This window comes from Pectobacterium sp. HCp5_1 (assembly GCF_032905925.1).
GTDB classification, from domain to species: domain Bacteria; phylum Pseudomonadota; class Gammaproteobacteria; order Enterobacterales; family Enterobacteriaceae; genus Pectobacterium; species Pectobacterium brasiliense_A.
This window is the reverse complement of sequence record NZ_JAUMIO010000012.1, coordinates 49697-69001: the sequence shown is the minus strand read 5'-3', so window position 1 is coordinate 69001 and position 19305 is coordinate 49697. Positions and strand designations below refer to the sequence as shown.

General features: G+C 52.9%; 17 protein-coding genes. 11 read left to right on the top strand and 6 right to left on the bottom strand.

Annotation, left to right across the window (positions count from 1 at the left end):
* Positions 1–22: 22 nt before the first annotated feature.
* The 8 genes from rsxA to dtpA all read left to right on the top strand — a co-directional run bounded on the left by rsxA (position 23) and on the right by dtpA (position 8855).
* Positions 23–604, top strand: a complete 582-nt coding sequence (gene rsxA / locus Q3A88_RS10690; protein WP_010296121.1) for an electron transport complex subunit RsxA — start codon at positions 23–25, stop codon at positions 602–604.
* Positions 604–1182 carry an electron transport complex subunit RsxB gene (gene rsxB / locus Q3A88_RS10685; protein ID WP_039555006.1) on the top strand — a complete coding sequence of 193 codons (579 nt, stop codon included), beginning with the start codon at positions 604–606 and terminating at the stop codon, positions 1180–1182. The genes rsxA and rsxB overlap by 1 nt, the downstream gene beginning before the upstream one ends.
* Positions 1175–3616 (top strand): electron transport complex subunit RsxC, encoded by a 2442-nt coding sequence (gene rsxC, locus Q3A88_RS10680; protein ID WP_317177871.1) that lies wholly within the window; start codon positions 1175–1177, stop codon positions 3614–3616. The genes rsxB and rsxC overlap by 8 nt, the downstream gene beginning before the upstream one ends.
* On the top strand, positions 3617–4672 hold the full coding sequence (gene rsxD / locus Q3A88_RS10675; RefSeq protein WP_317177870.1) for an electron transport complex subunit RsxD: 1056 nt from the start codon (positions 3617–3619) through the stop codon (positions 4670–4672). It begins immediately after the preceding gene.
* 10 nt (positions 4673–4682) lie between these two features.
* Positions 4683–5312, top strand: coding sequence for an electron transport complex subunit RsxG (gene rsxG / locus Q3A88_RS10670; RefSeq protein WP_317177869.1), 630 nt, complete (start codon positions 4683–4685; stop codon positions 5310–5312).
* Positions 5309–6016 carry an electron transport complex subunit E gene (locus tag Q3A88_RS10665; RefSeq protein WP_039279660.1) on the top strand — a complete coding sequence of 236 codons (708 nt, stop codon included), beginning with the start codon at positions 5309–5311 and terminating at the stop codon, positions 6014–6016. Before rsxG ends, Q3A88_RS10665 begins: the two co-directional genes overlap by 4 nt.
* Positions 6013–6648: an endonuclease III gene (nth, locus tag Q3A88_RS10660; RefSeq protein WP_010275207.1), complete on the top strand. Its 636-nt coding sequence runs from the start codon at positions 6013–6015 to the stop codon at positions 6646–6648. Before Q3A88_RS10665 ends, nth begins: the two co-directional genes overlap by 4 nt.
* Positions 6649–7337: 689 nt before the next feature.
* Positions 7338–8855 carry a dipeptide/tripeptide permease DtpA gene (gene dtpA, locus Q3A88_RS10655; protein ID WP_110162905.1) on the top strand — a complete coding sequence of 506 codons (1518 nt, stop codon included), beginning with the start codon at positions 7338–7340 and terminating at the stop codon, positions 8853–8855.
* Positions 8856–8985: 130 nt separating this feature from the next.
* Here the strand turns inward: dtpA and cysB are convergent, their stop codons facing one another.
* Together cysB and topA are read right to left on the bottom strand one after the other, a co-directional pair.
* Entirely contained in the window at positions 8986–9960 is a 975-nt protein-coding gene (gene cysB, locus Q3A88_RS10650) for an HTH-type transcriptional regulator CysB (RefSeq protein WP_005968651.1), read from the bottom strand.
* A gap of 380 nt (positions 9961–10340) precedes the next feature.
* Positions 10341–12941 (bottom strand): type I DNA topoisomerase, encoded by a 2601-nt coding sequence (gene topA, locus Q3A88_RS10645; RefSeq protein WP_119874231.1) that lies wholly within the window; start codon positions 12939–12941, stop codon positions 10341–10343.
* Between the two features lie 369 nt (positions 12942–13310).
* On the opposite strand from topA, the gene Q3A88_RS10640 reads away from it, so the two are divergent.
* Positions 13311–13580: a YciN family protein gene (locus Q3A88_RS10640; protein WP_039286554.1), complete on the top strand. Its 270-nt coding sequence runs from the start codon at positions 13311–13313 to the stop codon at positions 13578–13580.
* 75 nt (positions 13581–13655) lie between these two features.
* On the opposite strand, the gene sohB is transcribed toward Q3A88_RS10640, so the two are convergent.
* The gene (sohB, locus tag Q3A88_RS10635) at positions 13656–14702 is read right to left on the bottom strand and encodes a protease SohB (RefSeq protein ID WP_317177868.1); all 1047 of its coding nucleotides are present in this window, start codon (positions 14700–14702) and stop codon (positions 13656–13658) included.
* Between the two features lie 356 nt (positions 14703–15058).
* On the opposite strand from sohB, the gene Q3A88_RS10630 reads away from it, so the two are divergent.
* Positions 15059–15820, top strand: a complete 762-nt coding sequence (locus Q3A88_RS10630) for a YciK family oxidoreductase (protein ID WP_040038192.1) — start codon at positions 15059–15061, stop codon at positions 15818–15820.
* 18 nt (positions 15821–15838) lie between these two features.
* Positions 15839–16429: a cob(I)yrinic acid a,c-diamide adenosyltransferase gene (gene cobO, locus Q3A88_RS10625; protein WP_317177867.1), complete on the top strand. Its 591-nt coding sequence runs from the start codon at positions 15839–15841 to the stop codon at positions 16427–16429.
* An 81-nt stretch (positions 16430–16510) separates the two neighbouring features.
* Here the strand turns inward: cobO and rluB are convergent, their stop codons facing one another.
* From rluB to rnm, 3 genes are all read right to left on the bottom strand, one after another.
* On the bottom strand, positions 16511–17395 hold the full coding sequence (gene rluB / locus Q3A88_RS10620; RefSeq protein ID WP_039280467.1) for a 23S rRNA pseudouridine(2605) synthase RluB: 885 nt from the start codon (positions 17393–17395) through the stop codon (positions 16511–16513).
* Between the two features lie 194 nt (positions 17396–17589).
* Positions 17590–18210, bottom strand: a complete 621-nt coding sequence (locus Q3A88_RS10615) for an L-threonylcarbamoyladenylate synthase (RefSeq protein WP_014915351.1) — start codon at positions 18208–18210, stop codon at positions 17590–17592.
* Between the two features lie 150 nt (positions 18211–18360).
* Positions 18361–19257: an RNase RNM gene (gene rnm, locus Q3A88_RS10610; RefSeq protein ID WP_181393563.1), complete on the bottom strand. Its 897-nt coding sequence runs from the start codon at positions 19255–19257 to the stop codon at positions 18361–18363.
* Positions 19258–19305 lie beyond the last annotated feature (48 nt).

The window sequence follows — 19305 nt, the reverse complement described above, 5'->3', positions numbered from 1 at the left end:
GTTTTGTTTTCTAGGCACCGTAATGACCGAATACGCATTGCTCTTTGTTAGCATCCTTCTGGTAAATAATTTCGTCTTAGTGAAGTTTCTTGGGCTGTGCCCCTTTATGGGCGTGTCCAAAAAACTCGAGACGGCAATTGGCATGGGCATGGCGACCACGTTCGTCATGACTGTCGGTTCAATGTTTTCCTGGCTGGTCAACGAATTTATTCTCGTTCCGCTCGATATCCTTTATTTGCGCACCATGGCCTTTATTCTGGTGCTCGCCGTGGTGGTGCAGTTTTCCGAGATGTTTGTGCGCAAAGTCAGCCCTGAGCTATATCGCCTGCTGGGGATCTTCCTGCCGCTAATTACCACCAACTGCGCAGTGCTTGGCGTTGTTCTGCTCAACATCAACCTGTCGCACGGTTTCCTGCAATCGACGATTTATGGTTTCGGCGGCGCAGCCGGCTTCTCGCTGGTGATGGTGCTTTTTGCCGCCATTCGTGAACGTCTCGCCGTGTCGGATATTCCCGCACCGTTCCGCGGTTCGTCTATCGCGCTGATCACCGCAGGCCTCATGTCGCTGGCGTTTATGGGCTTTACCGGACTGGTGAAATTCTGATGAGCGCTATCTGGATTGCCATTGCGGCATTAAGCGCCCTCGCGCTGGCATTCGGTCTGGTGCTCGGCTACGCCTCCCGTCGGTTTGAAGTCGAAAACGATCCGATTGTGGAAGAAGTGGAAGCCATGCTGCCACAAAGTCAGTGCGGCCAGTGCGGCTACCCCGGCTGTCGGCCTTACGCCGAAGCGGTCGCGTTGAATGGTGAAAGTATTAATAAATGCGGCCCCGGCGGCGAAGCAATGATGCTGAAGCTGGCTGAAAAGCTCAACGTCGATCCGCAACCGCTGGAAGGTGACGCCGACGTTCAAGCTCCCGCGCGCCAGGTTGCCTGGATCGATGAAAGCAACTGCATCGGCTGCACCAAGTGCATTCAGGCCTGTCCGGTCGATGCCATCATTGGTAGTACCAAAGCGGTACACACCGTCGTCAGCGATTTGTGCACCGGCTGCGATCTCTGCGTCTCCCCTTGCCCGACGGACTGTATCGAATTACGTCCTATCGCGCCGACTCCCGCTAACTGGAAATGGGATCTCGATACGATTCCAGTACGCGTTATTCAAGTAGAACGACATGCTTAAGCTGTTTTCCGCCTTTAAAAAAGACAGGATCTGGGATTTCGACGGAGGCATTCATCCGCCGGAAATGAAGACGCAGTCCAGCCAGACGCCACTGCGCCAGATTCCGCTGCCAGAACAGTTCATTATTCCGCTCAAGCAGCATCTTGGGCCGGAAGGTGAGATCTGCGTCAGCGTCGGCGATAAAGTCCTGCGCGGCCAGCCGTTAACGCGGGGAAAAGGCCGCACGTTGCCCGTTCACGCACCGACGTCAGGAACGGTGAACGCGATTCGTCAGCACACGACGGCACATCCGTCTGGCTTGTCCGAACTCAGCATCATCATCGTGCCAGATGGCGAAGATCGCTGGTGTGAACATCAGACCTTTACAGACTACCGTGAACATAGCGTCGATACCCTGCTTGCCCATCTGCATCAGGCTGGCATTGCGGGCTTGGGCGGCGCAGGTTTCCCTACCGCGGCCAAGTTACAAGGCGGGATGCGCGGGATTGAAACCCTGATTATCAACGGCGCAGAGTGTGAACCCTATATCACCGCCGACGATCGACTCATGCAGGAGTGCGCCGAGGAGATTATTCAGGGCGTCGAGATTCTGTCATTCCTGTTGCAGCCGAAACGCATTCTGATTGGGATCGAAGATAACAAACCGGAAGCTATCAGCGCCCTGCGGCTGGCCCTGGGCAAACGTAGCGACATGCAGCTACGCGTCATCCCAACCAAGTATCCGTCAGGCGGTGCCAAGCAGCTCACCAAGATTCTGACTGGCAAGGAAGTCCCGTTCGGTAAACACTCCGCCGCCATTGGCGTACTGATGCAGAACGTCGGAACGGCTTTCGCCATCAAACGTGCCGTGATCGACGGTGAGCCGCTCACCGAACGCGTGGTGACGCTGACCGGTGAAGCATTGCGCCAGCCCGGCAACGTCTGGGCACGACTGGGGACACCAGTACGCCACTTGCTCAAACAGGGCGGCTTCCATGTCAATAAGCAGCCGATGGTGGTGATGGGCGGGCCGCTGATGGGCTTTACCCTGCCGTCGCTGGATGTCCCTATCGTTAAAATCAGCAACTGCCTGCTCGCGCCGTCACATACGGAAATGGAGCCGGCTGCTGAAGAACAATCCTGCATTCGCTGTAGCAAATGTGCCGATGCCTGTCCGGCAGGCCTTTTACCGCAGCAACTTTACTGGTTCAGTCGCGGGCAGGAACACGAAAAAGCCCGCAATCACCATCTGTTTGACTGCATCGAATGCGGTGCCTGTGCTTACGTCTGCCCCAGCAATATTCCGCTAGTGCAGTACTACCGTCAGGAAAAGGCCGAAATTCGGGCCATCGACGAAGAGGCACAGCGTGCCGCACAGGCCAAAGTGCGCTTTGATGCTAAACAGGCTCGTCTGGCGCGAGAAAAAGCCGCACGCGAACTGCGCCACAAACAGGCGGCGGCTAGCGTATCCACCACGGACAAAGATGCCGTTCAGGCCGCGCTGGAGCGCGTTCGCCGTAAGCAAACCGCCGCAACAGAGGTCGGTTCGCCTATCGCCGTCATCCCCGATGCAGAGCCGGATAACAGCGCCGCCATCGCCGCGCGGGCTGCCCGCAAGGCATTAGTACGTGAAGAACAAGCACGTGAAAAACAGTTACATGAAGAACGGTCACGTGAACAACAGGCACAGCAGGAAACGCCTACGGTCGAGGTTCCCTCTGCCGAGCTTGACGATCCCCGCAAAGCAGCCGTGGCCGCCGCCCTTGCACGTGTTAAAGCACGTAAGGCTGCACAGCAGTCTGAGGTAGTAAGCTCAGGAAGCACGGAAGAAGCGGCGACTCCTGCGGTTTCCAGCGTGGCGGCAGAACCGATTGCCATTGTTGAAGTACAAGAGCCGGACGATCCGCGTAAGGCTGCCGTTGCTGCCGCTATCGCGCGCGTTAAAGCTCGTAAAGCCGCGCAGCAATCTGCAACAAACACGGAAGAGCCGGTTCCGTCGGCTTCCCCTGACGTGGTGGCAGAACCGATTGCCGTTGTTGAAGCACAAGAGCCGGAAGATCCGCGCAAGGCTGCCGTTGCCGCCGCTATCGCTCGCGTTAAAGCCCGTAAAGCCGCGCAGCAATCTGCAACAAACACGGAAGAGCCGGTTCCGTCGGCTTCCCCTGACGTGGTGGCAGAGCCGATTGCCGTTGTTGAAGCACAAGATCCGGAAGATCCGCGCAAGGCAGCCGTTGCCGCCGCTATCGCTCGCGTTAAAGCCCGTAAAGCCGCGCAGCAGCCTACAACAAACACGGAAGAGCCTGTTCCGTCGGCTGCCCCTGACGTGGTGGCAGAGCCAAGCGCCGTTGTTGAAGTACAAGAGCCGGACGATCCACGTAAGGCTGCCGTTGCTGCCGCTATCGCGCGCGTTAAAGCCCGTAAAGCCGCGCAGGCATCGTCATATCAAGAGGAATAAATGGCTTTTAGAATTGCGAGTTCACCGTTCACACATAACCAGCAGCGCACACAGCGCATCATGCTGCTGGTCATTCTGGCCTGCCTGCCGGGTATGCTGGCGCAGTATTACTTCTTTGGCTACGGTAACCTGATTCAGGTCGGGCTGGCGTCCGCTACCGCGCTTATTGCAGAAGGTGTGACACTGTCACTGAGGAAGTTCGCCATACGCTCTACGCTGGCTGATAATTCTGCACTATTGACCGCCGTGCTGCTCGGCATCAGTCTGCCGCCGCTTGCCCCCTGGTGGATGGTGGTCATGGCAACCGCCTTCGCTATCATTATCGCTAAACAGCTGTATGGCGGCTTAGGGCAAAACCCTTTTAACCCCGCGATGATTGGCTATGTGGTGCTGCTGATCTCTTTCCCGGTCCAGATGACAAGCTGGCTGCCGCCCGTGCCGCTACAAACCATTCCCGTCGGTTTCCATGATGCGCTCGTCATCATCTTTACCGGACACACGCCTGACGGGTACACCATGCAGCATCTGATGCACAACGTTGATGGCGTCAGTCAGGCAACCCCGCTGGATACGTTTAAAACCAACCTGCGCTCCGGCCAAACGCCGCAGGACATTCTGCAACAGCCGATGTTTGCGCAATCGCTGTCAGGCATTGGCTGGCAGTGGGTGAATATCGGTTTTCTTATCGGCGGACTGTTTTTGCTGATGCGCGGCACCATTCGCTGGCATATTCCGGTCAGTTTCCTGCTGTCGCTGCTGTTCTGCGCCTCGCTAAGCTGGATCATTTCGCCGGAGAAATTCGCGCCACCGATGCTACATCTGCTGTCTGGGGCGACGATGCTCGGTGCCTTTTTCATTGCGACCGATCCCGTTACCGCGTCAACTACCAACCGGGGACGTCTGATTTTCGGGGCACTGATTGGGTTACTGGTCTGGCTGATTCGTACCTACGGTGGCTACCCGGACGGGGTCGCGTTTGCCGTTCTGCTGGCAAATATCACTGTGCCGCTGATCGACTATTACACCAAGCCACGCGCTTACGGCCACCATCGCTGAGGAGACGCCCATGATGACGACAATGCGCCGCCACGCGACAACACTGGCCCTGTTTGCTGCTGGCACTACCGCATTAACTGCGGTGGTGAACATGTTAACGGAACCGACGATCTCGCATCAGGCAATGCTACAGCAAAAAATGCTGTTGGATCAGGTGGTTCCCGCCGAGTTATATAACAGTGACATGCAAAAAGAGTGTTACGTTGTCACTAACCCTGCACTCGGATCGTCAGCGCCACACCGCGTGTTTATCGCCCGCCAGAACGGAGAGCCGGTTGCCGCCGCACTGGAAAGTACCGCACCGGATGGCTATTCTGGTGCTATTCGATTGCTGGTCGGGGCTGATTTTCACGGTAAGGTACTCGGCGTTCGCGTTACCGAGCATCATGAAACGCCGGGACTGGGTGATAAAATCGAAGTGCGAATTTCTGACTGGATCACCCGATTCAGCGGACAAACGGTACAGGATGAGCAGGATGCCCGCTGGGCAGTGAAGAAAGAAGGCGGCATGTTTGATCAATTTACCGGCGCCACCATTACGCCGCGCGCCGTCATTAACAGCGTAAAACGCAGCGCCCTTTACCTGCAAACACTGCCGCCACAAATCAACACGCTGTCCGCCTGTGGAGAGAACCAATGAGTCAAACCAAAGCACTTTTCGTTGAAGGGTTATGGAAGAACAACTCGGCACTGGTTCAATTGTTGGGCCTTTGCCCCCTGCTGGCCGTGTCATCCACCGCGACTAACGCGCTGGGATTAGGGCTGGCAACCACGCTGGTTCTTACCTGTACCAACATGGCCGTCTCCGCACTGCGTCGCTGGGTGCCAGCGGAAATCCGTATTCCCATTTACGTCATGATCATCGCCTCGGTGGTCAGCACCGTACAGATGCTGATCAACGCCTATGCTTACGGCTTATATCAATCTCTGGGGATTTTTATCCCACTAATCGTGACGAACTGCATCGTTATCGGCCGGGCAGAAGCCTTTGCCTCCAAGAATGCGGTTTTCCCATCCGCCATTGACGGTCTGGCAATGGGATTAGGCGCGACCAGCGCACTGGTGGTGCTCGGTTCTCTACGTGAGATTCTGGGTAACGGCACACTATTCGACGGCGCGGATTTGCTGCTGGGCAGTTGGGCTAAAGCGCTGCGCATTGAGGTGGTTCACCTCGATTCCCCTTTCCTTCTGGCGATGCTGCCACCGGGCGCGTTTATTGGTCTGGGACTGTTGCTGGCCGTGAAATATTTGATCGATGAGAAAATGAAACAACGTCGAGCTCGCGCGGCTGTCACCGAAGAAAAAGCCACGCCGGCAACCGGCACCGTAGGGGAATCGCTGTGAATAAGGCTAAGCGGATTGAGATCTTAACGCGTTTACGCGACAACAATCCCCATCCGACCACTGAATTGCAGTTCAGTACGCCGTTTGAACTGCTGATCGCCGTGCTGCTTTCCGCGCAGGCAACCGATGTCAGCGTGAACAAGGCAACGGCAAAACTCTACCCTGTCGCCAACACGCCCGAAGCCCTGCTTGAGCTCGGCGTAGACGGCGTGAAAGACTACATCAAGACAATCGGCCTGTTTAACAGCAAAGCGGAAAACGTCATCAAAACCTGCCGTTTGTTGCTGGAAAAGCATCAGGGACAGGTTCCCGAAGATCGTGCTGCGCTGGAAGCCTTACCCGGCGTAGGACGAAAAACGGCAAATGTCGTCCTGAACACCGCGTTTGGCTGGCCGACGATTGCCGTTGATACGCACATCTTTCGCGTCAGTAACCGGACAGGATTCGCTCCGGGTAAAAATGTCGAACAGGTAGAGGAAAAGCTGCTGAAAGTCGTTCCGGCAGAATTTAAAGTCGACTGCCATCACTGGCTAATCCTGCACGGTCGTTACACCTGTATTGCCCGTAAACCGCGCTGTGGTTCCTGCCTGATTGAAGATTTATGTGAATTTGGCGAAAAGGTCGACGCCTAATCTGTCAAAGTCTGGTGGAATCCCCTTTCGCCAGACCTTCTTCTCCGTTATTCCACACTCCGCCTCGTCTTTCGCTCTCTCATCAGCAAAGCGAGCCGCGTGTTCTCTGCATCTTACAGCTCAGACAACAATGCTATCAGGCGGTTTATTCGATGCGCTTTAGCGTATTCCTCTATCAAAAAGCCTGTATAAAAGTACAAGTAACCACTATTTAAGGCTAATAAGTTATTTTTAATAGAAAATTTAGTGATTGAAAGTAACCTTGAGTGACTATATCGATATTCATCTTATTGCCTGCTATTGATGGTTTTTCATACTCACTGCATATTTAGTAATATGCAAAACATTAAACCGCATATTCATTCATAGTTAATGATATTGTCTTGATTTTAAGTAAAAGGCAGATTATATACCTTTTATGAAAAATAAATAGGTGAAACCAATATAATCATTTGAAGCAAAAGAAAGTTATGAAATTAAACTCTGCATAACATTTAATTTATAGTTTTATCCAACAACCAAAACCACTTGTAACAAAACATGTCAAATGACTTGCCTGTCCGTAAAATCACGTCAATATAGCGCCGTTTTTCCTCCCCATAACTAGTCAAAAGAGGTTGCAGTTTCACTGTTTCACTCTTGTTATTTTCTCGTTAAAAAAAACGAGATAGGTAAAATCAGAGGTCTTTGTGTCAACAGCAAACAACAACAGCGAATCCCCTGAAAGCGTCAGCATGAACGCTTTCAAACAACCAAAAGCGTTTTATCTCATCTTCAGCATCGAGCTGTGGGAGCGTTTTGGTTACTACGGTCTGCAAGGCATTATGGCGGTTTATCTGGTCAAAATGCTGGGCATGTCCGAAACCGACTCCATTACCCTTTTCTCCTCATTCAGCGCGCTGGTATACGGTTTCGTCGCCATTGGCGGCTGGCTGGGTGATAAAGTCCTCGGCACTAAACGTGTGATCGTGCTGGGTGCTATCGTACTGGCGATCGGTTACACCATGATTGCCTACTCAGGCCACAGCGTGGCGTGGGTGTATATCGGCATGGCGACCATTGCCGTCGGTAACGGATTGTTTAAAGCCAACCCGTCAGCCCTGCTGTCTACTAGCTATGCGAAAGACGATCCGCGCCTGGACGGTGCTTTCACCATGTACTATATGGCGGTAAACATCGGCTCCTTCTTTTCTATGCTGGCGACACCGGTACTTGCCGCGAACTATGGCTGGAGCGTGGCCTTCTCCCTGAGCGTCGTGGGTATGATTCTGACGCTGGTTAACTTTATGTTCTGCCGCAAGTGGGTCAGCACACAAGGTTCTCAGCCAGATTTCCAACCGATCAATCTGCAGAAGCTCGCTGTCACGCTCGCAGGTATTGTCGCGCTGGTCGCACTTTCCACCTGGCTGCTGCACAACCAGAGCATCGCACGTTGGATTCTGACGCTTATTTCACTGGCCGTTGTTGCCATCTTCATCAAAGAGATGCTGGCGGTGACCGGAGCAGAACGCCGGAAAATGATTGTCGCGCTTCTGCTGATGCTGGAAGCGGTGGTTTTCTTTGTGCTGTACAACCAGATGCCAACCTCGCTGAACTTCTTTGCTATTCGCAACGTTGAACACTCGATTTTAGGCTTTACCTTTGAGCCAGAGCAGTATCAGGCGCTCAACCCGTTCTGGATTATGGTTGCCAGCCCGATTCTGGCGGCGGTTTACAACAAAATGGGCGACCAGCTGCCGATGGCGCATAAATTTGCGGTGGGTATGGTGCTGTGCTCTGGCGCGTTTCTGGTGCTGCCGTGGGGTGCCAGCATGGCAAATGAACAAGGTATTGTGTCCGTCAACTGGCTGATCCTCTGCTATGGCCTGCAAAGTATCGGGGAGTTGATGATTTCCGGTTTGGGTCTGGCGATGGTCGCTCAGTTGGTACCACAGCGCCTGATGGGCTTCATTATGGGTGCCTGGTTCCTGACGTCAGCCGGTGCCGCTATTATCGCAGGCTACGTTGCTAATATGATGGCCGTGCCTGAGAACGTTATAGACCCACACGCGTCTCTTGAGATTTATAGTAATGTCTTCATGCAGATTGGCATCGTCACGGGCATCATCGCCGTTCTGATGCTGCTGACCGCGCCGAAACTGACGCGTATGACGCAGGATGTCACCGACGCCCCTGCTGACGCCGTCACGACGACAGCCTCTGCCTGATAACCTGCTGGAACACGTCACGCCAATGACGGTATGACGTGTTGCTGATGAAGCGTTAGAGATAGCCAGATGATAAAAAGCCAGACACTGTCTGGCTTTTTTACGCGGGTTGATCCGTCCTGAATGACGTTTACTTCACAGGCAGCGTCACATCTTTGAACATCGCTTCAATTTCATCATTCGAACGCAGCGCAACGGCAGAATCGACGACATCACGCGTTAAGTGCGGCGCAAAGCGCTGGATGAAATCGTACATGTAGCTGCGCAGGAATGTGCTGCGGCGGAAGCCAATTTTCGTCGTGCTGTAGCTGAAGATGCTGTTCGCGTTGATGGTCACCAGATCGGTTTCCGTCTGCGGATCGACCGCCATATTCGCAATAACCCCGACACCCAACCCTAAACGTACGTAGGTCTTAATCACATCAGCATCCGTTGCGGTAAAGACGATGCGCGGCGTGAGGCCGGCGCGGTTAAATGCGGTATCCAGCTCGGAGCGCCCCGTAAAGCCAAAGGTATAGGTGACGATAGGATAAGCGGCCAGTTCTTCGATGGTGATATCGGTCTTAGATGCCAGCGGGTGATCGGGTTTTACCACCACAGCGCGATTCCAGTGGTAGCACGGCAGCATGATCAGATCGTCGTACAAATGTAGCGCTTCGGTCGCAATAGCAAAATCCGCAGAGCCTTTCGCAACGGCTTCAGCAATCTGCGTCGGTGAACCCTGATGCATGTGCAGCGACACGCGAGGATAGCGATCGATGAAACCTTTAATGACGCTTGGCAGCGCGTAGCGCGCCTGCGTGTGCGTGGTCGCAACATACAACGACCCTTTATCGGGATAGGTGTGCTCTCCGGCAACCGCTTTGATGGCATCGACTTTCGACAACACTTCACGCGCGATACGGATGACTTCCTGTCCGGCTGGTGTCACCTGTGTCAGGTGTTTTCCACTACGGGCAAAAATCTGAATGCCCAACTCATCCTCCAGCATGCGGACCTGTTTACTGATCCCCGGCTGGGAGGTGTACAACCCTTCTGCGGTAGAAGACACATTCAGGTTGTGATTAACAACTTCAACAATATAACGAAGCTGTTGTAGTTTCATAATTTATCCCATTCCCAATTGAAGTGTGCGCGTGGCATCTCACAACGTTCTGACGACGTTCCGTTTTATTGATTTTGATTGCGTCTTAACCATCTGGCGCATATTTCCATCAATTAATGTCATTTAATCATAAAAACTATTTTTATATAACCATTTCTGCATGGCGGCAACGATAAAGAACGCGGTGCATGCGATTATCACCGAGGTAAACCGCATCATTCTCTATCACGGATCAACAATCGTCATGCTACCGCAGGACAATCTTCATGCACCTGTTTAATCGAGATATTTTCTGCGATCAAAAAAGCCAGCCTTGCGGCTGGCTTGATTTAGCGATGTTTTACACATAACTCAGTTATGTGCGGGGTAACTGAAAGGGGTTACTTCTTCCCTTCAACCCATTTTCCATCGATGTAAAACGCTGACCAGCCCGTTGCCTTGCCGTCTTTCTCTGACGAAACATATTGCTGTTTGGTCTTACGGCTGAAACGCACCTGCGTTTTGTTGCCGTCTTTATCGACCACTGGCGCTTCCGCCAGATAGCGCAGTTTTTCCGGTAAACGATCTTTGAATCGCACCAGTTCTTCTACCAGCGGTGCCCGCGTTTCACGAGATTTCGGGAACGTATTGGCCGCAAGGAAGACCCCTGCTGCACCATCACGCAAGACGAAATAGGCATCAGACTTCTCGCAAGGCAGCTCAGGCAACGGCACCGGATCTTCTTTCGGTGGCGCAACATCGCCATTACGCAGGATCTTACGCGTGTTACTACAGGTCTCGCTGGTACACGCCATGTACTTACCGAAACGTCCCATTTTGAGGTGCATTTCGGAACCACACTTCTCGCACTCAACAATCGGGCCATCATAGCCCTTGATGCGGAACTCACCGGCTTCGATCTCATACCCGTCACAGGCTGGGTTATTCCCGCACACGTGCAGCTTGCGCTGATTATCAATCAGGTAGCTGTCCATTGCCGTACCACATTTTTCGCAGCGACGGCGGGCACGCAACGCGTTGGTTTCGGCATCGTCGCCTTCCAGCACGTTCAGTACTTCAGTTTCCGGTATCAGGTTGATCGTGGTCTTACAGCGCTCTTTCGGCGGCAGTGCATAGCCGGAACAGCCCAGGAACACCCCGGTACTGGCAGTACGGATACCCATTTGACGAGAGCAGGTTGGGCAATCAATGCTGGTTAACACCATCGCATTGGGGCGCATACCGCCTTCTTCAGGATCCTGTTCAGCCTTTTCCAACTGCTGGCTAAATTCGTTGAAGAATTCATCCAGTACCGCTTTCCATTCCGCCTGATTATTGGCGACCTGATCGAGACGGCTTTCCATCCGTGCGGTGAAATCGTAATTCATCAGTTCGCGGAAGTTTTCTTCCAGTCGATCGGTAACGATTTCACCCATTTTCTCGGCATAGAAACGGCGGTTCTCCACTCGAACATAGCCGCGATCCTGAATGGTGGAAATAATAGACGCATAGGTAGACGGACGGCCAATCCCACGTTTTTCCAGCTCTTTAACCAGAGAAGCATCGCTGTAACGAGCCGGTGGTTTAGTGAAGTGTTGCCCTGGCAGCAGCTTCTGCAGCGCCAGCGATTCGCCTACTGCCACAGTCGGCAACGTGCGATCTTCATCATTTTTACGCAGCGCAGGCATGACTTTCGTCCAGCCATCAAAACGCAGCGTACGGCCTTTGGCACGCAGTTGATAATCGGCAGCTTCGACGATTAACGTGGTGGAGTCGTATTGCGCAGGCGTCATTTGGCAGGCGACGAACTGACGCCAAATCAGCTGATACAACTTCTGCGCATCGGCTTCCATATCTTTCAGGTTGTCAGCCAGCACGCCAACATCAGAAGGACGAATCGCTTCGTGCGCTTCCTGCGAGTTTTCTTTGCTGCTGTAAAGGTTCGCTGACTCCGGCAGATAGCGCTTGCCGAACTCTTCACCAATATAGCCACGCACCATCGTCAAGGCATCCTGACTGAGGTTCGTTGAGTCGGTACGCATGTAGGTAATGTAACCTGCTTCGTACAGACGCTGCGCCATCATCATGGTCTTTTTCACGCCGAAGCCAAGGCGCGTACTGGCAGCCTGTTGCAGCGTGGAGGTGATGAACGGCGCGCCCGGTTTGCTGCTGGTCGGCTTATCTTCACGATCGGCAACCACATAACGCGCGTGCTCAAGCAGACTGACCGCCGCATGCGTTTGTTCTTTATTAACCGGTTTAAACGGCTTGCCGTTGTGGTGTGTCACCTGCATTTGCAGTTGAATATCGCTGCCTGCCAACAAATCAGCGTGCAGTTCCCAATATTCTTCCGGCACGAACGCTTTGATTTCGCGCTCGCGATCGACAATCAGGCGCACGGCAACCGACTGTACGCGCCCAGCGGACAGGCCACGGGCAATTTTTTTCCACAGCAGCGGGGAAACCATATAACCCACCACGCGATCCATAAACCGACGCGCCTGCTGGGCATTCACGCGGTCAATATTCAACGTGTCGGGTTTTTCAAACGCCTGTTTAATGGCATTTTTCGTGATTTCGTTAAACACCACGCGGCTGAAACGCTGATCGTCACCACCAATGATTTCCCGCAGGTGCCAGGCAATGGCTTCCCCTTCGCGGTCAAGGTCGGTTGCGAGATAGATGTGGTCGGCATTTTCCGCCAGCGTTTTTAATTCGGAGACAACCTTCTCCTTACCCGGCAGTATTTCGTAGTTGGCTTTCCAACCATGATAAGGGTCGACGCCCATACGATTAACTAGCGCGGATTTCTCATCCTTTTTGACTTTCTTTTTCGTTTTATCTTTAGTCGTTGAGTCCGCGCTCTTTTTACTGACTGAGCCACTCGTCGGCAGATCGCGCACATGACCGACGCTGGATTTCACCACGTAGTCATTGCCTAAATACTTATTGATCGTTTTGGCTTTTGCCGGGGACTCGACGATAACGAGAGCTTTACCCATATGTACTATTACCTGCTGAATTCTTCTGAAAATCAGATATTTTTCGGGGCATCCAGAGCGGATTCTACTGACTGCGCAAAATCCCACACTCTACCTGATAAATATTGCCACGCAACCTAATTAGCATGGAAACCCTGTTTTATCCGCTTCCCGCCACACTGAATATCGGCAGGTAAGCGCCTAAAATGTAGTCCATTTGTACCATAATCTACACTTTACGCTGAAACCGTATCGCAGTACCCTTCCTCTTGATGCGACTTTTGAAATAACCGCATTGCATGTTGAAATCGCGGTATTGATTTTAGAAATAGCCTTGTTGATATAGTGCAACGCCCCCCTTTTTCAAGGGTGAGTACAGGAGTAACAATCATGTCACCTGAACATCAGGTTAACGAAGAAAAGCGTCCTATTGACCGCCAGAGCTTATTAATTGAAGCCAATGACATCATTAAACATCACGATGATTATTTGCATGGCATGGTCGCTGATAGCGTAGAACAAAAAAACGACGTACTGGTTTTTCGCGGCGAATTTTTTCTCGATGAGAATGGAATACCGACCTTAAAAAGCACCGCGGTATTTAACATGTTCAAACATCTTGCGCATGTTTTATCCGAAAAATATTATTTGATCGATTAAATACCTTGATGGATTAAATGCAAATGCCCGCAAATTCGCGGGCATTTGATTGTGTACGGCTTACTATTTTATTAATTACAGTAGAGGCTTTGAACCACGTTGCCACCAGCGCAACATCAGTCGTTCTGCGGTATCGCCAGCGCTGCCCGTCAGACGATCCAGCAGGCGTTTACGCCGCGTATAGCGAACGCTTAACACTTCATGGTTAGCCATTTCAGCAATCAGCAGATCGTCACTGGTACCGATAGCATCAATCAACCCCAGATCTTTCGCCTGAGTACCAAACCAGTGCTCTCCCGTCGCCACCGAATCAATATCCAGCGAAGGACGCATCTGTTGTACAAAATCCTTAAACAGCGTGTGCGTGACATTCAGATCTTCACGGAATTTCTCACGACCTTGTTCGGTGTTCTCACCAAACAGCGTCAGCGTACGCTTGAATTCACCCGCGGTGTGCAGCTCAACATCAATGTCTTTGTTTTTCAGCAAACGGTGGAAGTTGGGGATTTGTGCCACAACGCCAATAGACCCTACAATCGCAAACGGTGCCGCTACGATGCAGTCAGCCACGCAGGCCATCATATATCCGCCGCTGGCAGCCACTTTATCCACGGAGACCGTCAAACGCACGCCGCCCTGGCGTAAACGCTGCAATTGCGAAGCCGCCAAGCCATAACCGTGCACCACACCACCTGGGCTTTCCAGACGCAGCAAGACCTCATCTTTTGGTTTCGCCACAGCGAGCACGGCGGAGATCTCTTCACGCAGCGAACTGACTTCGCCCGCATCCATACTGCCGTTGAAATCGAGCACGTACAGACACGGTTTAACACTCTTCTCTTCGCCACGTTTGGCACGCTGTTTATCTTGCTTCGCGGTTTCTTTTTCTTTCTTCTTTTCTTGCTTAGATAACAGCTTACGCTCGGTGTCACTCATACAGGCGGTCTGCATTTCACGCTGCATTTCCTGATATTGTTCACCCAGATTCGTGACCTGCAACTCACCTTTATGCGGGCGCTTACGCTGCGTCATCCCGAATGCCAGAACGACTAACGCACCAATCGCCACCACGATGGTGAGTACCTTAGCCAGGAATAAACCGTACAGAGAAAGTAATTCCACAAACACCGTCCTCATTGACTGCGTATTAATTAATGTTGGTTTACTCACCAACCATGGCGTTGACGTCGTGCGCCATTCCCTTCCTATAACCTAACTGATGGCACGCAATATGGCGATGTTATTCCTGCGGTTTTTACGCCTGTTGCTGCTTTTTACAACAGCACAGGGATAAATAGAGGCAGTCTCATTGAAAACAGTCGACATTTGAGGCATAACACCCCCATTCATCCTGCCCGGATGCGCCGTTATCTGACGTTCCGAGCGGCACGACCGACGCATCTCGCCGTGCCGATACGCGATGGCAGGTCTATTATCTGAAGCGTGGCTGTTTTGCGCCACGGCAAGAGGAATTCATTGTGCATTACCAGCCTAAAATCGATTTACTGCAAAACCGCATCATTCTGGTCACCGGTGCTGGCGACGGCATTGGCCGGGAAGCCGCGCTGACCTACGCTCGCTACGGTGCGCACGTCATCTTATTAGGGCGGACAGAAAGTAAACTTCAGTCGGTTAAACAGCAGATCGAGCAAGAACACGGTACGCCAGCGCACGTGGTTGTCTGCGATATGCTGGCCTTATCCTCCGCGCAGTGCTTTCAACTGGCTGACGAACTGGCACAGGTTGTGCCGCACCTGGATGGGGTTCTTCACAACGCCGGATTGCTCGGGGAAATCACCCCTATCACACAGCAAACGCCTGATATCTGGCATCAGGTTATGCAGGTCAACGTCAACGCGACCTTTATGCTGACACAGGCGCTGCTGCCTCTATTATTGAAATCGCCTTGCGCTTCTCTGGTTTTCACCAGTTCCAGCGTGGGCCGCGAAGGTCGTGCCGGCTGGGGAGCCTATTCCGTATCCAAATTTGCGACAGAAGGCCTGATGCAAGTGCTGGCCGAAGAGTATCGTTCGCACAATCTGCGCGTGAACTGCATCAATCCTGGCGGAACGCGAACAGGAATGCGTGCGTCAGCCTTCCCCAACGAAGATCCAATGAGACTGAAAACGCCAGCAGATATTATGCCGCTGTATCTCTACCTGATGGGCGATGACAGCCGACGTAAGACGGGGATGAGTTTTGACGCACAGCCGGGCAGAAAAGCCGGTCCAGCCGAATAATAGAGAAGAGCACGCACGATGAGCGATGAACGCCACCAGCAACGCCAACAGCGCCTGAAAGAAAAGGTCGACGCCCGTATTGCCGCCGCGAATGAAACACGCGGTATCCTGATCGTCTTCACCGGTAACGGGAAAGGAAAAACCACGGCGGCCTTTGGTACTGTCACGCGAGCGATAGGCCACGGGTTACGGGCGGGTGTGATCCAGTTTATTAAAGGTGAATGGCCTAACGGTGAGAAGAATCTGCTGCAACAGCACGGCGTGGAATTTCAGGTCATGGCGACTGGCTTTACCTGGGATACGCAGAATCGCCAGACGGATACCGAAGCGGCACAGCACGTCTGGCAGCATGGCAAACGCATGCTGGCCGATCCACAGCTCGACCTCGTCGTGTTGGACGAACTGACGTATATGCTTAGCTATGATTATTTAGATTTAAGTGACGTTGTCACTGCACTGAAGCAGCGCCCTGCCGGGCAGACGGTCATTATTACCGGCCGCGGTTGCCATCGTGGCTTACTGGAAATGGCTGATACCGTGACGGAAATGCGCCCGGTAAAACATGCGTTCGATAGCGGAATTCAGGCTCAGCAAGGCATTGACTGGTAGCCGTTAGTTTTTATTAGTGATAAGCCGAGCGCAATGAAAACGGGCAGCGAAAGCTGCCCGTGAAGCGTAGGGATAACGATATTACCCGTTGCGCTTAGGTTTTGGCGAGGTACGGCGCGCCGGAGCTGTGTTGATCTGGCTGTGACGTTTTACCGCACGGCGGATCTGGTTCGCCTTCACTCGGCGGCGCTCGCGCTCAACCGGCAGTTTTGATACCGTTTCTGCCGGAAGCTGCACTAATTCACGCAGATAGTTCAGCTGTTCCAGTGGCATTTCTGTCCAGCCACCGCGTGGAATACCTTTCGGCAGCGTAATGTCACCGTAGCGCACGCGAATCAGGCGGCTAACCTGAACGCCAACCGCTTCCCACAGACGGCGAACTTCACGGTTGCGCCCTTCGGTCAGCGTCACGTTATACCACTGGTTCAAACCTTCACCGCCCTGATAGCGGATGGTACGGAATGACGCCGGGCCATCATCCAGCTGTACGCCTTTGCTCAGCTGTTTGATCTTTTCGTCGTCAACCTCACCGAAAACACGCACGGCGTATTCACGCTCAACCTCACGGCTGGGGTGCATCAGGCGGTTGGCTAACTCACCGTCGGTCGTGAACAGCAGCAGGCCGGAGGTGTTAACGTCCAGACGCCCTACTGCAACCCAGCGAGAACCCTGAATTTTTGGCAGACGGTCAAATACTGTCGGGCGGCCATCAGGATCGTTACGGGTGCACAACTCACCTTCCGGTTTGTAGTACATCAGTACGCGGCACACGGACTCTTCGGTTTCCTTAACGGTAACCACATGACCATCGATACGGATTTTGGTGGCTTTTGTCACTTCAACGCGATCGCCCAAAGTGGCAATCTTACCGTCAACGCTGACACGTCCAGCCTGAATGATAACTTCAATTTCGCGGCGTGAGCCATGTCCGGCGCGCGCCAGAACTTTTTGTAACTTTTCGCTCATTGAGCAACCTCTAGTGTCGCCTTCCCAGGCGTCGGGGGGAGTCATAACTGCTGATAAAATTCAGCCGTTACGTAAAAATTGAATGTACGTAAAAATAGTGTGTACGTAAAAATCGTTTGTCATATTAAAAACTGGCGCGATTATACCGATCTTCGCGCCATTTGTATTCCCATTGTTACCGCTCGTCGCCGCGTTTATAGGAACGGCGTGACATCACCGGTGCCCTCACGCGCGACGCGTGGCACGGACTCGGTTAAATCGATAACCGTCGTCGGTTGTTGACCCAGCGAACCGCCATGAATAATTAAATCCACCTGTTTTCCCAATCTGTCCTGAATTTCTTCTGGATCGGATTCGGCGAAATCATTTCCCGGCAGCATCAGCGTCGTCGACATCAGCGGCTCATTCAGCGCAGCCAGCAGCTCCAGTGCGATAGGATTGGACGGCACGCGCAGGCCGATGGTTTTACGCTTTTCATTCATTAAGCGGCGAGGAACCTCTTTCGTCGCTTTCAGAATAAACGTGTAATTACCGGGTGTGTTATTTTTAATCAACCGAAAAGCCGAGTTATCAACATGGGCATACGTCGACAGTTCGGACAGATCGCGACACATCAGCGTGAAGTTATGATCGCTACCCAGATCGCGAATCCGGCAGATGCGTTCCAGCGCGTTCTTTTCGCCCAACATACAGCCCAACGCGTAACCGGAATCCGTTGGATAAACAATCACCCCACCTTTATGCAAAAATTCCACCGACTGATTGATCAATCGCGGCTGCGGATTCTGCGGGTGAATATAGAAAAACTGGCTCATGACCCTACCTCGTACGTCTGACATTTCGCGGCGCTGTTCATTCCAACCCGCTTCATCGTGCAATAAGGATGATTATAGAACGTGTTGGCGGTAAAAGATTGTTATTCCATGATTTGTTATTTCAAAAAGAGAGTCATGGTATCAACGCGGCTATGCGCTGCCCGCCTCCACCAATAGCGGATGGTGCCAAACGGGTTCGACATCGGCAGGTAGCCACAGCTTGCGGCCCAGCTCAATCCAGGCACACGGCAGGTGGAAATCCGATCCTTGCGACGCCATCAGGTTGAAATCCCGCGCATAACGTCCCAACTGCGTCCGTTCATCCGGTGCCTGTTGGCATTGCGCTACTTCCATCGCGATCCCGCCGTTTTCTGCGAAGGTAGCTAACAGACGCTTTAGCCACTTGGCCGTCAAATCGTAGCGCCCCGGATGCGCCAACACCGATACACCGCCGGATTGATGAATCGCCTCGATCGCTTGCGGGATGGTGCACCACTGCGGTGGCACATAACCGATTTTGCCTTTCGCCAGATATTTTTTGAACACCTGATTCATATTCGCTGCGATGCCCAGTTCGATCAGATAACGTGCAAAATGGGCGCGCGTAATCTGTCCGCCCGTCGCCAGACGCTGTGCGCCAGTCAGCGCATCAGGAATGCGGTTTTTTTCCAGACGAGCCGCGATCTGTTCCGCCCGACTCTGCCGGCACTCCGCCTGCTGTTGCAGCAACCTCGTCAACGCTGGGTGTGCACTATCCATCCCCAGTCCGACAATATGGATCTCATGGTTTTCCCACAGCGTGGAGATCTCTACGCCGGGAATCAATCTCAGCGGCAGCCCCTGTTGTGCAATCGCATTCTGCGCTTCGTAAAGCCCAGCCGTCGTGTCGTGATCGGTAATCGCCAGCACGCTCACCCGCATGTCTACCGCGCGACTGACCAGCGCCGTCGGCGTTAAAAGGCCATCAGATGCCGTGGTATGGCTATGCAAATCATAAAGTGGGAACGACGATATCGGTTGAGAATCTTCTGGCACAAGCCTATCCATTAACAAGAATAATGCGAAGACCGCATGATGCCATCAATAGGGCGTAAA